The organism is Streptomyces sp. NPDC033177 (genome assembly GCF_055577715.1).
In genome coordinates this window covers 61,242-76,441 of sequence record NZ_JBVIPS010000003.1, presented here as the reverse complement: position 1 = coordinate 76,441, position 15,200 = coordinate 61,242, and the positions used below count along the sequence as shown (strand labels likewise).

Below are 15,200 nucleotides of genomic sequence, written 5' to 3'. Positions count from 1 at the left end.
CCTAGATTCTCTTCGCGTCCCCACGGGTGCCAATGTCCCTCCCATCTCCTGCGAGCGTTGTCCGAGTACCAATGGTCTTCGGGGTCCCACGGGTGTCGTCTTCGAGTTTCTGGCAGAGACTCGGGCGAGCGCCAGGGGTCGCGCATTGGAAAGCGAATGGCGTCCCCACCCTGAACCGATGGTTGAGTCGGGTCTGAATTCGCCAACTTGCGTTTCCGGTGCGCTGCCTGTTTGCAGGCGTTAGAACAATACTCTCTTGGTCTGCCCGTATGTGCCGGCTTTGACAAGATTGAGGTGCAGTGGGCGCAGATCGGGAGTCGATCCAACGCCATCTCACGCGAAAGTCTGCGAAGGGTAGAGGAATAGCGTGGGCCGTGAGGAGACTTCATCTCTTCCAGTAGGGCCTCAACGTGCCCCCCGGCCTTTAGTCGCTCGATAGCTTGAGAGACGAGGATGCTCGGACCCCAAGTTCCGGTCCCGTTCCCGGACTGTCCTCGATCCAGCTGTGAGGCAGGAACGCCGAAGAGGTAGGCTACGAGCAATTCGAGTTCGCCTCTCGGGATTTCCGTGAGTGCGGCGTCGAGCCCGGAATACCCAATATGACGTGAGACCGGATCACTTTCAGGTCCGCGCCGTCTTCTGGCCCGACTCAATTTCGCTTCCCCCGATTCTTCCCTGTTCCCCGACTCTTCCTGGCTCGGGCGCCGCAGGGCTTGCTCGGGCTCTCATTGAGCCTTCCTGCGGTCGATGGCCACCGTCGGCGAAGCAGTGCCACTAGGACAAGGCCCGCGACCTCAAGCGAGGAGAGTAGATCCTTGTCGGGGATCCGGTCGATGACCTTGGATGCGATGAAGGCAAAGACCAGGATGGCCAAGACCATCGCGATGATGACAGCAATCGCCAGGTACCCAAAGCCCAGCAGCCCCTCGGTGAGAGCGTCGGGCATGTGACTCCTCCTACTTCAAACGCGACGAAGCCCCCGGCCTGCGCGGCACGAGGGCTTCGATGGTCAATCTGTCTGGAACGCAAAAAGGACGCCGAGAGCGAGTCCACATTGGCCAGGTCGCGCACGGGTGGCCGACCTTCTCACAATCTACCGCAACCAGGGCCCAGCGTGGGTTGGTTGGTTGAAGTGGGGCGTTTACCCAGGTCAGAAGCAGGAATGAACCCACACCGCAAGTCGCACTCGAACGCCAGTTGCATGTGCAGTTTCGTAACACGGGCCTTGACCCCTGATGTTGCACACACGAGACACTGGATCCTGAGGATCTGAGAACGGACATCTCGTGGTCATGGAGCGTTACCCGCCGGAGTTCAAGGCGGACGCGGTCGCGCTCTACGAGTCGCGGCCGGAGGCGACGATCAGGTCGGTCGCCGCCGATCTGGGGATCAATCCGGAGACCCTGCGGAACTGGGTGAGGGCTGCCGGCGCAAGCCGTCCGCGGGGACGCCGGACGCCGGAGGCGGCCCAGCCGCCGGAACCGCTGGAGGCGGAGAACGCGGCCTTGCGGAAGAAGGTCCGCGAGCTGGAGGAGGAACGCGAGATCCTGCGGAAGGCGGCGAAATATTTCGCCGGGGAGACGCGCTGGTGAACCGCTTCCAGTGCGTCGCTGACCTGCAGCGCCGCTACGGCGTGAAGCGGCGCTGCAGCGTCCTTGGCGTCAGCCGCTCGAGCTACTACTGGCGCCGGACAGCCGCCGGCAGGGCCGCCCGGCGGGCGGCCGAGGCACAACTGGCCGTCCGGATACGGACGGTGCACCAGGAGTCGGACGGCACTCACGGAGCGCCGAGGATCACCGCCGAGCTCCGGGAGACGATCGGTGAGGCGGTCAACCACAAGCGGGTCGCCAGGATCATGCGGGAGTCCGGGATCGAAGGGGTCCGGCTGCGCCGCCGGCACCGCACCACCGTCCCTGATCCGGCTGCGGTAAAGGCTCCGGATCTGATCCGCTGCGACTTCACCGCGGGAAGGCCGAACACGAAGTACGTCGGCGATATCACTTACCTGCCCATCGACGGTGGGAAGTTCTGCTACCTGGCGACCGTCATCGACCTCGCCTCGCGCCGTCTGGCCGGGTGGGCGATCGCCGACCACATGCGCGCGGATCTCGTGACCGACGCCCTGGCCGCGGCCGTCCGCACCCGCGGAAGTCTCGCGGGATCGATCATGCACACTGACCACGGAGCCCAGTACACGAGCAGGGCATTCGCCGAAGCCTGCAGGTCAGCAGGGGTCCAGCAGAGCATGTCCGCAGTCGGCTCCAGCGCGGACAACGCACTCGCCGAGTCCTTCAACGCGACCTTCAAACGCGAGACCCTGAAGGGACGAAAGAGCTGGCCAGGCGAGCGCGAGGCCCGACTCGACGCGTTCAGATGGCTCCACCGCTACAACACCCGACGCCGACACTCCCGCCTCGGACAACGACCACCAATCGCCTTCGAAAACACCTTCCACCTCACACCAACTACGCTCACACCAGCCGCATAACCCGTGTTCAGGATTCGGGGTCAAGGCCCCTTCACCAGTTCGAACTGCACTGCAACACCCACCGGCCTTACCAAGCGAAAGACCAGACAGCACCCCTGCGCGCCGTTTCCGCACCGCTCCCCACGCACAGATCACCCAGCTCGACGTACTCCGAAGAGACCGCCTCGGCGGAGTGCTGCACGAGTACCAACATGCCGCTTGAGCGGCGCGGATGGGGTTTTCGGCAGCCGCAGGGCCGACAATTCATCCGCACAAGTCAGCGTCCAGCTCGCCGACCGCCCGGCCCACCCGGCATGATCCCTCTTCATGCTGGCCCGCCTGGCGTATCTCGCTCGCCTTCGCCGCCCTGCGCACGCTCCCGATGAGTGACCGGAACAAGGACATCGAGCCACGGAGCGTCGGCGAACTCCGCATCCGGGCAGGACTCGAACTAGCGCCCGCCGACCGCCTGGGCGGCCTCTTCTCAGCCGCCACGCCGGTATGCGGTTAGGGCCCACTGGGTGAGCCCAAGCGATCCGGCCGCCAGCGCACACAGCAGGGCCATACGGATCAGCACCGGCGAGGCCTCCAGCGTCCCGTTGTATGCGTACCTGGTCAGATCTACGGCCCAGTTCACAGGATTGGCGCTGACAGCGACGGCAACCCAGTCGGGGACCAAGTCTTTCGGCATGAACGCGGTCGACAGAAAGGTCATCGGCATGATGAGGAAGTTCACGACCCCGATCAGGGATTCTTCGCGGCGCACCACTAGCGCCACGGTGTTCGACAATGCCGCGAGCGCCATGGCGATGGCAGCGAGGGCCACGAAGAGCACGAGGACTCCGAGCACCCCGCCATGGAATCGGACACCGAGCGTGTAGCCGACCCCAGCCAGGATCAAGGTGGACACCACGGCGCTGACGATCTGCTGCAGTAGGGGGCCGATGACGAGTGCGACCGGCCGCACCCGAGACGCGAGAAAGCGGTCCAACGTGCCTCTCTCCATATCGGCCAGCATCGACAAGCCATTCCATCCGCTCGTCAGCAGGACGGTCATGACGATGAGTCCAGGTAAAAAGAACTGGGCGTAGTTGTCCGTGCCGAAGCCCGGGATATCGGAGATCCGGTTGAACGTTGCACTGAACAGCAACAGCCACAGGAACGGCTGCACCAGCTGAATGGCGATCAGCCAGGGCTGCCTGTACACGTGCAGGAGATGGCGCTGCGCCACATTTGCGCACTGCCCTATGAACTCGGTCATGCCGGCCTCCCGGAGAGAAGGCGGCGGCCAGTGTGCTTCCGGTAGACGTCGTCGAGCGTCGGCTGAGACACCGTCACTGAAGCCACCTGTAGCCCCATCGCACGCAGCCGTTCGAACACCAACGGCGCAGCAGCGCTCCCTTCGACCGCCCGCGCCTCCACAGAGGTTCCTTCACATCTGATCTCGGTGAGCCCGGGGATACCGCCCAGAGCGTCCTTCACCACGTCCTCGTCGGTTTCCGTGACGAGCTTGAGGCGGAGGGTGTCGCCGTGCAGTTGCTGCTTCAGCACGTCCGGCGAGCCCCGGGTAATGAGCCGGCCTCCTTCCAGGATCGCGACCTCGTCGGCGAGGGCGTCGGCTTCCTCTAGGTAGTGCGTCGTCAGCAGGATGGTCAGGCCGTCCTCCCGGACGAGCTTGGCGAGGTCAGCCCAGAGCTGCACCCTGATATCCGGATCGAGGCCTGTTGTCGGCTCGTCCAGGAACAGGATGCGCGGCTGGTGCACTACCCCCATCGCGATGTCGACCCGCCGCTTCATACCGCCGGAACAGGCGCTGGCCTGGCGACGGGCCACCTCGGTGAGGCCGATCCGATCCAGCACAGCGTCGGTGCAGTGGGTGAGCTCCCGGCCGCGCAGGCCGTGCAACCTGCCTTGCAGCAGCACGTTTTCGCGCACCGTCGCGGTGGGGACGACGCTGATCTTCTGGCCGACGAGCCCAATCAGCCCACGCACCCGGGATGCCTCACGCACCACGTCTCGGCCGGCGACCTGTGCGATGCCGGAGTCCGGACGCGAGAGCGTGGCGAGGATGCGCACGGCGGTGGACTTGCCCGCGCCATTGGGCCCCAACAGCCCGAAAACCGTTCCTTCGCGCACCTCGAAGCTGAGCCCGTCGAGCGCCCGGATTCCCCGAGGGTATGTCTTGACCAGCTGATCCACCGAGATTGCAGCTGCTGTCATAGGAATGCGAGCTCCCTGACGAGAATCTGCCCGAGCTTGGGGATCGCCGCACCGAGAAAGTCATGTCCCCCGGCGATGATCGTCAAGGTGAAATCCATACTCGTGTGGTCACGCCAGGCGAGCAGATCAGAGAAATCGACGAAATCGTCCTCACGCGCACCGACGACGGTGACGGGGAGGTCGAGGGGCCCTCCGTCTCGGTGCTCGTGCTCTTCGAAGACCTGGTAGTCAGCCCGGATAACTGGTTCGAACATCGTGAAGAGCTCTGGGTCGGAGAGCACGGGCTCCGGGGTCACCCCCGAATCCCGCAGATTCGCGATGAGATCGGGCTCTGGCAGGGGGTGCACCCACCGCTCAGGCGGGATAGTGCGTGGCCCGGGCTGCGCCAGGACCACCAGCTTGGCCGGTGCGTCGCGCCCGGTTCGGACGAGTTCTCGCGCCACCTCATAGGCGAGGTTCACGCCGGAGCAGTAGCCGGCCAGGACCAGCGGCATATTGTCAAGTCCATCGATGGCCTTGACGACCTCGGCGACGGTCTCGCTCATCGTGATTAAGGGTTTCTCGCGCCGACGGGACTCACGGCCGGGCAGGCGCAGCGCACAGACGTCGATATCGGAGGGCAGTACGGAGCCCAACGGGCGGAAGGCGGCGGTACCGCTGCCAGCGTGCGGGAAGCAGAGCAGACGCACCCGGGGCGAGCGCACCATTCCGAGCCGGACCACCGTTGACTGTGCGCCGCTCATGATGCGTTCGCCTCCGTCGTCTTCAGGTGCAGCCGCAGGCTGCGCGGGCGCATGTCGGTCCAAACTGTTGCGATATGGTCGAGGCACTCCTGCCGAGGGCCGGTCTTTTCGCATACGGACCAGCCGGCGGGCACGGGGCGGTTGGCCGGCCAGATCGAGTACTGCTCCTCCTCGTTGACGACCACGTGGTACGTCTGGTCCTCGTCGTCGAACATCAACGGCTCCCTTCGTTGCACGTAAACTGCTTGCTGTCCACACAGACCGTCCGAATCTCCACCGTGTGGCGCAGGCCCTGCACATCACGCAGCCACAGCTCCCCCGGACCGGGCAGCATCTCGCTCACCGCGACGACACCCTCTGGATCCCGCTCCCTGCCACGGCGCATCTTGGCCCAGAGCGAGTCGAGGAGCGCAGCATCGCGCAGGTCGACGTAGGTCGGCTTGACCTCGCCGGGCACCATCCAGAACCCGACCTCGGGCAGGCCATGGCGTTCGGCCACGCCGCGCACGTGAGCGCACACCCGCTCGAGCCTGCCCTGCCTGATCTCGGGAAACTCCGCCAGCGGCACCTGCCAGCGCTCGCGCGAGACGACTAGGTTGTCGATCTGCACCCGGGGCCGGTGCGCGGCGCGCTCCAGCATCCCGAATTTGTTGAAGGCCGACAGGGCCAGATAGTCGTCGAGCACGGGAACGAGGTCGGCCTGGAAAGCGCCGTCGAGCGACGTGACGACGAGCCGGCCGTCCCTGTCGCGCACCCGGAGCGCGCCCATGGGTAGCAGCTGTGCCTGCCGGGGTGCGTAGCTCGGCTCGCCGGTCGCCCCGAGGTAGGTGTAGTGAGGGGAGGGGTAGGCCTCCGGTGGACCGGTGCGCGAGTTCATGGCTCCGCCCAGGGTCGGGTAGAGCGGCACAATCCGGTACGGCATGTCTTCGTCCATCCAGCGCCTCAGCTCTCGCTGCTCCGGGTGCCGGGCGAATGCGTGCAGCTGGGTGAGCGCGTTGATGGTGGGGTGCAGCTCGCCGAGGACCGCGAGATATCTCCCGTCCTGCATCTCGGCCGCGGCGAACATCAGGTCGGGGCTGTGCCAGCGCGCGCTCGGCCAGCCGGGGCCGGCCGCAGGGAACGCGGCCTTCACCTTCTCTCGCAGTTCGGCGGAGCTCAGGATGACCGGCGTCGAACCCGGCTCCGCCCCGAGAACTCTGGTCCACCGGTGCCGGAGCTCCGCCGCGGCGTCGGCGGCCGGGCCCGTATCGCTGTTGTAGAAGGTGGGTGAAAGCTGCTGCAGCAGGGCGGCCAGCGGACATCCCGTCGTGGACAGCTCCCGCTCGTGGGCCAGCAGTTCCCGAGCGGCGGCGAGGTATCCCTCGGCGATCCGCCGCGAAAACCATCGTGCGCTCTGCAGCACCAGCTCGAGCGCGGGCGCAAGCTCGTCGAGGATGTCCGTGCTGAAGGACGGGGCGAACTCGGACAGGCAGTCCTCGTAGGCGACGTTGCGCCCCGCGTAGTACTCACCGTCCCGGCGGCGGGAGGACCGCTGAGTAATCTCGGTGAAGCGTTGGTTCAGCGCCTTCAGCGCGGTGTCGACGGCCTCCGGGTCCCCCAGGCACGCCGTGACGCCGTCCCGCGCGCGTACCAGCGAGGCCAGTTCACGGGCCGCGGCGGCCCGGAGTTCCTCGTCGGCGACGCGTGCGAGCTGCATGCTGAGAAGCTGTTCCGGGTGACGGCTCTGCGGGATAAAGAAGCCCTTGGTGAGCACCCCCATCCCCTGCAGGGCGCGGATCTCGGCGGCCACGCCCTCGGCACGGTGGCTGTCAGCGCACTCTCCTACGAGCTCGCCGACGGTACGGAAGCCGTCCGCCACCGCGACGATGCGCTGGCCCAGCTCGGACAAGGAGACCAGGGAGCCATCGCCGAGGTAGACGCCGCCCGCGACGGGCAGCACCGCCGACGCAAGGTTCGGCGACATCCATGTGTGCAGGCCGTAGCGGTCGGCGAGGGCATCCGCCACCGCCTGAATCGCCCACACCTCGAAGGAAACCGGCCCGCGGGGCGTCGCGCCGAACTCGCCTGTCCTGGTGGGTCCTTCGTTCCAGCGCCCCCACGCAACGGGACCGAAGTAGCCGATGGTGTCGTTCTTGGCGCAGTAGCGCGCCCGGTAGCCGGCGAGCGTCCGGTTGAGCTGGCGCTCGTCGGAAGTACCCACGGCAGGCCGCCGCGCCTTGCCCGCGATACGCGAGTGCTGCCAAGTCAGGGCCTCGAGGAAGGGCTCTTCCCGCACCGTGCCGACGTCGCTGACCCAGTCGAAGGGCAGGCCCGCTGCACGTACTTGTACGGATCTCCAGATGGAGAATTCTCCGCTGCCCAGGGAGATCAGATGCCCGTGCGTCATACTGTGCCCGCGATCGCGGCGGTTTCGGCGAAGGTCCGCACGCACAGGTCGTATGAGTGCTCCGCCTGGCCCGCCCCGACGACGGCGATCTCGTCGACACCGGCCTGCCGGTACTCGGCGAGGCGCTTGGCCACCTCTTCCTCCGTAAAAGAGCCGAGCGCCCGCACGATTTCCTCATCGGGCTTTCCTCTCTCCACCACGCCACCGAATCCGCTCGCCCTGAACAGCCCGCGGTAGGTCTTGACGCGCAGATAGGAGGTGAGCAGCCGCGCGAAGCCCACCCGGTCGGTGTCCGGCTCGCCCGTCAGCCCTGCGTGCATCATCGCCACGATGCGAAAGCCGTCGGGGCGCCCGCCGCGCCGCGCCCAGCCCCGTCGCAACGCCGACAGCGCATGGTGCATGACGTAGTCAGGGGTGCACATCCACAGGATCACCCCGTCCGCCAGCTCGCCCGCGAGCTCGAGCATCCGCGGGCCGAACGTCCCCAGAAGGACCGGGAAGTCCGCACGGCGCTCGCCGGAGTACAACGCGTGGCCGCTATGCCACTCGCCGGAGAAGCTGACCTCGCCCTCGCGCACCAGCGCCGTCACGATGGAGAAGTATTCACGCGTGGCCGGTACCGCCGGAGCCGCCGTGCCGCCCACCATCCAGTCCCCCACCCCGCGATGGCCCAGTCCGAGGCCCAGCGCTGTGCGCCCGCCGGAGAACGCGTCGGTGGTGAGCGCAGCCTGGGCCATGACCACGGGCGGCCGCGAGTACATCGGAAGGACTGCAGAACCGATCCTGATCCGCTCCGTGGTCATGGCCAGGGCCGCGAGCACGGAGCCGACGTCCATCTGGTTGGGCAGCTGCGACAGCCAGACCGAGTGCATGCCGAGGGCCTCCGCCTCACCGGCAAGGCCGAGCACGGTACGCGGCGGCATACCGCTGCTCTCGATGACGGCACTGAGCAAGAGGGGTTTATCCGGCATCGGTCATCCCCAGCTCCGCGAGTGCCTGGCGCGCCTCGTCCTCCGAGAGTTCAGCGACCTTCGCGACCAGTGCCGCTTCTATGGCGGAGGCGAGGGTGCGCACATTGCGCGAGTCGAAGAGCAGTGCGGCCGACACCTCGACCGCGAAGCTCTGGTTGATCCGCGCCACCAGCTGCACGGCAAAGAGCGAGTTGCCGCCGAGGTCGAAGAAGTCATCCTCGGCACCGATCTGCTCAACGCCGAGCGTCTCGGACCACAACTGCGCCAGAATCTTCTCGATTTCGGTGGCCGGCTCGGCGTACGGTGCGGCGAGCGTTCTCGCCGCCCCGGCGCCCGTGGCCGCGAGCTGCTCGGTCAACGCCGAGCGCACCAGCCGGGCGGTGCGTGCGAGCCGTACGTCCAGGCCCTCCGGGCACCAGATGACCTGCGGCCCGGCATCTGTGGCGAGGATGCGTCGCAGCGCCTCCTCACCTTCCTCCGCGCGCACCTCGTCGCCCGCCTGCTGGCGTGCCTTTGGGGCAGATACGAAGCCGCGCGCCTCGTCGGCAAGCTCGTCCGGCATTCTGAAGATCGTGAACGCCTCGATCGAGACGAGCTCGTTTCCGTCGTCGTCGACGATCGTGATGTCGCAGGACGGTGCCTCCCCGAGCGTGTTGTCACGATGCCGGACCAGCGAGTGGACTCGCCCGATCAATGGCTGGCGTATTCGGCACCTGCCGTAGCTGAACGGCAGATAGGGCCCTTCGCCATGGATGATCTGCCCGATCGCGACGCTGCAGTCCAGAATCGCCGGGTGCACACCATAACTGTCCAGATCGGCTTGGAAGCGCTCGGCGAGTTCCACCGTGACCAGCTCCGTGCCCGGGGCGGCGTAGCGACTCGTGATGCTCTCCGTCCACCGTGGCCCGAAGGTGAGGATGCCGAAGTCCGCGAAGTCGGGTACGGCTACCGGTTCGAGCCCGGCCCGCAGCTGCCCGAGTTCGTGCTTGACCGGCTCGTCTCCAACCAGCGCTCCTGCGACACCGCGGGCGTAAGCAACGCCGTCCGGCTCTCGCACCGTCGCATCGAAGCGGCCGTCCGCACGGCGGCTCAGCTCCAACACCGCCCGCATCCCCGGCCGGACGGTCAACGGCTGCATGAACATGAGCTCGGCGAGTTCCGCGTTCTGCTCCCCCGTGAGCTCGGCGAAGCCGGCACGGATCAGCTCGACATAGCCGGTGCCCGGCATAGTGGGGACGCCGCGCAGCTGATGCTCGGCCAGGAACCAGTTTGCCGGTGACAGGTCGAGCTCGAAGACGGTGACTTCGTCGCTCGCTTCCGAGCGGTTGCGTAGCATCGGGTGCTCGACTCGCTGCACGTGGGCGCCGAGTGCCTCGCGCTCCCAGGAGATGTCACTGAAGATCATGGGTGCGTCGACCTCGTGCGCCATGCCCACCTCGGCGAAAGGCGGCCAGTTGACGGAGACCGTGTGGCGCCCCTCTGCCCAGCGCGCCTGCGCGAACGCATCGAGCACCGCGTTGGCGCCGACGTAGTCCCCGAGCCCGAAGTCCCCGGACACAACGGCGATCGACGAGTAGAGCACCATGAGCTCGGGAGCGAAGACCTCGTCGAGCAGGTACGTGCCGCGCACCTTCGGCGCGAGCACTGCTGCGGCCTCTTCGTGTGTACGCGTCTCCAGCATGCCGCCGCCGGCAACCGCGGCGAGGTGGAAGACGCCGTCGACCGGGCCGAACTCCCGCTGCACGAGGTTGCGCACCTCGTGCATGCGCTCCTCGTCGGTGACGTCCGCAGCCAGTACCAGGGCGCGGCCGCCGACCGCCTCAATCTCCTGTACGGCACGGATCCTGCGCGCCTCCCGGCTGTCCGGGGTGGACTCGAGAATCTGCTCCCACTGCTTGCGATTCGGAAGGCCGTTGCGGCCCAGCAGGACCACCTTCGCGGAGACGAGCATCGCGAGCTGGCGGGCGAGCACCAGGCCGAGGCCTCCCAGGCCGCCGGTGAGCAGATATACCCCGCCCTGCTTGAGCCTCGCCGGTACGCCCTCGGCCGCCTCGACCGGCAGCCCTGCGTAGGACCAGACCCACCGCTTGCGGCCGCGATACGCCACCTGCGTATCGGAGCGTCCGGAGGCGATCTCGGCGAAGAGCTGCGCCGCCCCGAGTCCGCGCCGCGCGCCGAAGTCGACACTGCGGCACCCGATCGACTCGAACTCTTTGGGAACCAGCCTGGCCAGGCCCAGAACCGCGGCCTTCGCCGGCTCGATGCCGCCGTCGCCGGTGACGTCCTGCATCTGGGATGAGACAAGTATCAGTTCGAAGGGCGCACCTGGCGCCTCACGCACGGCGCCTTGCAGCCACTTGAGGGCACTGAAGAAGCCACGATCTAGCCATGCCTGCGCGTATTCTGCCTCGCTGGCGCCCTCCGGCCGCTCGCCCAGGAGCAGGCAGTGCACGAGTTTGACTTTCTCGCGCTCCTGCGGATCCAGCGCGGTGACGGCGGCCATAGCGTCGGCCTCGGTGTTCACGGTGACCGTCTTCGCACCGGCGCGCTCTGCGAGCATGGCGACCTCGGCGGCGACCGCGCCACCCGCCTGGCCCAGGATGATCCATACACCGTCCGCGGCGGACGCCACCGGCGCTGTGGTCTCCAGCCATACCGGCACGGTGTAGGCACCAACTCCGGCCGGGGCCGTGAGTTCGCCTCCGGACTCGGCAGGCTGAGGATCTGCATCGATCCAGTAGCGCTGCCGCTGGAAGGGATACTCAGGCAGGGTGATCAGGTGGCGCTGCTCGTCGCCCCAGTACCGGCTCCAGTCCACGGCGACGCCCTCTGCCCAGGCACGGCCCACGGCGTTGAGCAGTGTCTCGGTCTCGGACACCTGCTGCTTCGGGTGCCGCATCGTGGCGATGGCGACCGCGGTCGTGTCGTGCGCCGTCACATAGCCGGTTAGGGTCCGGCCGGGACCGACCTCGATCAGGGCGCGCTCGCCGTCCGCGATCAGCAAGCGCACCGCGTCGGAGAAGCGTACACAACCGCGCAGATGGCGAGACCAGTACGCGGGGTCCATCGCCTCGTCGTCAGAGATCCACGTGCCGGTCAGATTGGACACGAACGGGATCGTCGGCACGCTGCGCGTGGTGGAACGCACGGCCTCCTCGAAGCTCTCCAGGATCGCGTCCATCATCCGCGAGTGGAAGGCGTGCGAGGTAGGAACCGGCCGGCAGCCGATGCCCTGCGTCGTCAGGCCGTCCTCGAGTTGGCGAACAGTCTCGTGCGTGCCCGCGACCACACACACGCCCGGTGCATTGACCGCTGCGAGATCCACGTCCGACGGCAGCATGGACGCGAGGAGTTCCTCGGAGAGGGACACCGCGAGCATCGCGCCCGTTTCCACCGACTGCATAAGTCGGCCGCGTTCGGCAACTAGCCGCAGCGCGTCGTCGCGGGTGAAGACTCCGGCGAGCGTGGCGGCGACATACTCGCCGATGCTGTGGCCGGCCATCGCTGCTGGCTCGATACCCATGCTCTGCAGTGTCTTTGCCAGCGCATACTCGACTGCGAAGAGGAGCGGCTGGGTGTGCCGGGTTTGATTCTGGACCTCGGCATCGGCACGGAGCAGCAGGTCCTTCAGGTCCAGCCCGTGCGACTCCCGCAGTACCTGCGCACACGCGTCAATCTCGCCGCGGAACTCCGCTTCTGTTTCGTAGAGTTCTGCTGCCAGATCCGGGTGTTGGGCACCCTGCCCCGGGAAGAGGAAGGTTGCGGTGCGGTCCGGCTGCGCAGTGAACGAGGGGAGGCCCGCGCTGATCCGGGTTGCGTCCGGATCGGTGGCCGATGTCACGGCGAAGCGTCGTAGCTGGTGGTGCTTGCGCCCGTTGGTCAGCGTGTAGGCGACATCGGCAACCTCGCTGGGGTGCTGTGCCACGTGTATGGCGAGCTGCTCGGTGAGCGAGTCGAGTGCTTCCTGCTTGTGCGCCGTTATCGGGACGAGCTGGGCGCCGCGATACGGGGCCGGTGAGGCAGCGCGCGCCGGGGCCTGCTCGATGATGACGTTGGCGTTGGTTCCACCGATGCCGAACGAGCTCACCGCTGCCCGGCGCGGACCGTCAGCGACGTTCCAGGACCTGGGCTCGTGATTGAGGTAGAACGGGCTGCGGTCCAGTTCGAGCCGAGGGTTGGGCTTGTCCACGTTGATGACGGGGGCGAGCAGTCCGTCCCGGACGCTGCATACAGCGTTGACCAGTCCGGCGACACCCGCGGCCGCTCCGAGGTGACCCACATTGGCCTTGACCGACGCGATCGCGCAGTAGCCGGTCTCGTCGGTCCGCTCGCTGTACGCCGTCGCGAGCGCACCCACCTCGATGGGGTCGCCGACGACCGTGCCGGTACCATGAGCCTCCACATAGCCGATCGTCGCCGGATCGACCCCCGCGTCGGCCAGCGCCGCGCGTACTACTGCGACCTGGCCCGACTTGCTGGGTGCGAAGAAGCCCGTCTTGTCGTTGCCATCGTTGTTAACCGCCGAGCCGAGGATCACCGCGTGGATCGGGTTGCGGTCGGCAAGCGCGGCATCTAGAGGCTTCAGCAGGACTGCGCCGCACCCGTTGCCGAAGACAGTGCCGCGCGCCTCGGCGTCGAAGGGTCTCACTTGCCCGTCCGGGGCGTAGAGCCCGCCTTCGTTGTAGGTATACCCGCCAACCTCGGGCAGGCATATCTCGACACCGCCGGCGAGCGCCACCTCGCACTCACCGTTGCGCAGCGCGCGTACTGCCGTGTGGACTGCGACCAGCGAAGTGGAGCATGCGGTCACCATGGTGATCGCAGGTCCGGTCAGCCCGAGCCGGTAAGCGATGCTGGTCGCCAGGTAGTCCGTGTGATTGTTGATTATTGCCATGATCGTGCCGGTCGCGCGCATCACGGCACTATTGCGGTACAGGTTCTCCTCGAGGTAGGCGTTGTCCTTGGCGCCCGCGTATACGCCGATCCGCACGTCCGGCCGACCAGGCACGACGCCGCCGCCTTCCAGCGCGGCATGGCACACCTCCATGAAGACGCGGAACTGCGGATCGAGCAGTTGAGCTTCGCGGGAATTCATGCCAAACAGCGAGGCATCAAACATGTCGATGTCACCGATGACGGGAGTGGCGGGCACATATGTGGGGTCGTTGATCTCCTTCTCGGAGTGGCCGGCACCACGCAGTTCGTCTTCAGTGAAGAAGGATATCGAGTCCACACCCTCCAGCAGGTTTCGCCGGAAGTCCTCAATGTCACGACCGCCGGGAAACCGTCCACCCATGCCTACGATGGCGATCGGTTGCCCATGCAGCTTGAGGCGTTCAGCATTCGCCGCGTCGAGAGTCATGCTCGCAATCCTGCGGCGAGCAGAGTCTGACCAACAAGACCGGCGGGACTCCTGGCAACAACTCGCCATTACCCTTCCCACCCACCCGGTGGCCCTTTATGTTGTGGCCAGTGCCGACTAGCCTCTGGCCGACAGAATTCCCCATTTTAGAGCTTCTCATCAGCTATCGCAGCCACGAGCACTCCATGCTGCTGAGCTTCTTCGATGTGGCCACCGAGCGGGTGACGGTCCGTGAAGCGAAACGAGCGAGGCCCCCGGGCTGTTGATCGAGATGTCTGACGTCTCAATTACGTTGATTCAGCGTCTTACGGACTCCCCAACCGGAACGGGCCGCTTCCCCCGTTCCGGTTGGGGAGTTCTCGTGTGTCAGGCGGCTGTTCACCCCGATGGCGCTAACGTCGTGCGCGGCTCCGGTGTCTTTGAGCGGTGACACCGCTCGGCCAGGCCCGGGCCTGCTCCTACGTACGTGTTCCGCACCCAGGACCGGCGACGCAGGGGGAATCGATTCCATGACCGTCACAGCAGCACGCCGCACCATGTCACCGTGTCGCTCCGCCGCCCGCACGGCGGCCGTGGCGGCCCTGTCCGCCGCCGCGCTCCTCGGCGGCGTTCTCACGGCTCAGGCCGCCGCACCCGCCCGCACGACGGGCGCGGCTGTGGAGCTCGCGCCGGCCGGTGTGCTCGCGACCCAGTGCTACTACAGGGTCAACGCCAGCGGCGGTCTGCTGATCCGCAGCGGTCCCGGCACCGGCTACTCGGTCGTCGGGTCCTACGCGAACGGCTCCACGATCCTCGCGTCGGCGTCCACCACCAACGGTTTCCGCAAGGTGGGCACCAACCGCTGGGTCTCCTCGGCGTACACCGTCCGCATCACCAGCTATCCCTGCGAGTCACAGGGACCCGCGCCGAGGACACCGTTCCCCAGCCCTTCAACGGGCCGTCGGGCGCCGGAAAGCCCCCCCGCGGGCCAAAGGCCTTCCCCCTGCCCCCCACAACCCCCCAAGCCCCCCCCAGGGTTTTTCCGAAAACCGGAAAGAAAACACCCTAACCC

The 15,200-nt window shown here is 66.9% G+C and carries 9 protein-coding genes; 1 reads left to right on the top strand and 8 read right to left on the bottom strand.

Annotated elements, in window-relative coordinates:
• Window positions 1–649: 649 nt before the first annotated feature.
• Window positions 650–946 carry a hypothetical protein gene (locus tag ACZ5U5_RS11425; RefSeq protein WP_469019525.1) on the bottom strand — a complete coding sequence of 99 codons (297 nt, stop codon included), beginning with the start codon at window positions 944–946 and terminating at the stop codon, window positions 650–652.
• A 340-nt stretch (window positions 947–1,286) separates the two neighbouring features.
• Between ACZ5U5_RS11425 and ACZ5U5_RS11420 the strand changes: the two genes are divergently transcribed.
• A protein-coding gene (locus tag ACZ5U5_RS11420; protein WP_469019524.1) for an IS3 family transposase occupies window positions 1,287–2,488 on the top strand; the annotation gives its coding sequence in 2 pieces (ribosomal slippage) (window positions 1,287–1,578 and window positions 1,578–2,488; 1,203 coding nt in all).
• Between the two features lie 463 nt (window positions 2,489–2,951).
• Here ACZ5U5_RS11420 and ACZ5U5_RS11415 read toward each other — a convergent pair.
• The 7 genes from ACZ5U5_RS11415 to ACZ5U5_RS11385 are packed head-to-tail and all read right to left on the bottom strand — an operon-like array spanning window position 2,952 to window position 14,149.
• Window positions 2,952–3,728, bottom strand: a complete 777-nt coding sequence (locus ACZ5U5_RS11415) for an ABC transporter permease (protein WP_469019522.1) — start codon at window positions 3,726–3,728, stop codon at window positions 2,952–2,954.
• Window positions 3,725–4,687, bottom strand: a complete 963-nt coding sequence (locus tag ACZ5U5_RS11410; protein ID WP_469019521.1) for an ATP-binding cassette domain-containing protein — start codon at window positions 4,685–4,687, stop codon at window positions 3,725–3,727. Before ACZ5U5_RS11410 ends, ACZ5U5_RS11415 begins: the two co-directional genes overlap by 4 nt.
• Complete coding sequence (locus ACZ5U5_RS11405) at window positions 4,684–5,430, bottom strand: thioesterase II family protein (RefSeq protein WP_469019520.1); 747 nt, start codon at window positions 5,428–5,430, stop codon at window positions 4,684–4,686. Before ACZ5U5_RS11405 ends, ACZ5U5_RS11410 begins: the two co-directional genes overlap by 4 nt.
• A complete protein-coding gene (locus ACZ5U5_RS11400) occupies window positions 5,427–5,645 on the bottom strand; it encodes an MbtH family protein (protein ID WP_469019518.1) in 219 nt (72 codons plus the stop codon). Before ACZ5U5_RS11400 ends, ACZ5U5_RS11405 begins: the two co-directional genes overlap by 4 nt.
• Window positions 5,645–7,816, bottom strand: a complete 2,172-nt coding sequence (locus tag ACZ5U5_RS11395) for a lantibiotic dehydratase (protein WP_469019516.1) — start codon at window positions 7,814–7,816, stop codon at window positions 5,645–5,647. The genes ACZ5U5_RS11400 and ACZ5U5_RS11395 overlap by 1 nt, the downstream gene beginning before the upstream one ends.
• The gene (locus tag ACZ5U5_RS11390; RefSeq protein WP_469019515.1) at window positions 7,813–8,787 is read right to left on the bottom strand and encodes an LLM class flavin-dependent oxidoreductase; all 975 of its coding nucleotides are present in this window, start codon (window positions 8,785–8,787) and stop codon (window positions 7,813–7,815) included. The genes ACZ5U5_RS11395 and ACZ5U5_RS11390 overlap by 4 nt, the downstream gene beginning before the upstream one ends.
• Window positions 8,777–14,149 (bottom strand): type I polyketide synthase, encoded by a 5,373-nt coding sequence (locus ACZ5U5_RS11385; RefSeq protein ID WP_469019513.1) that lies wholly within the window; start codon window positions 14,147–14,149, stop codon window positions 8,777–8,779. Before ACZ5U5_RS11385 ends, ACZ5U5_RS11390 begins: the two co-directional genes overlap by 11 nt.
• Between the last annotated feature and the right edge of the window lie 1,051 nt (window positions 14,150–15,200).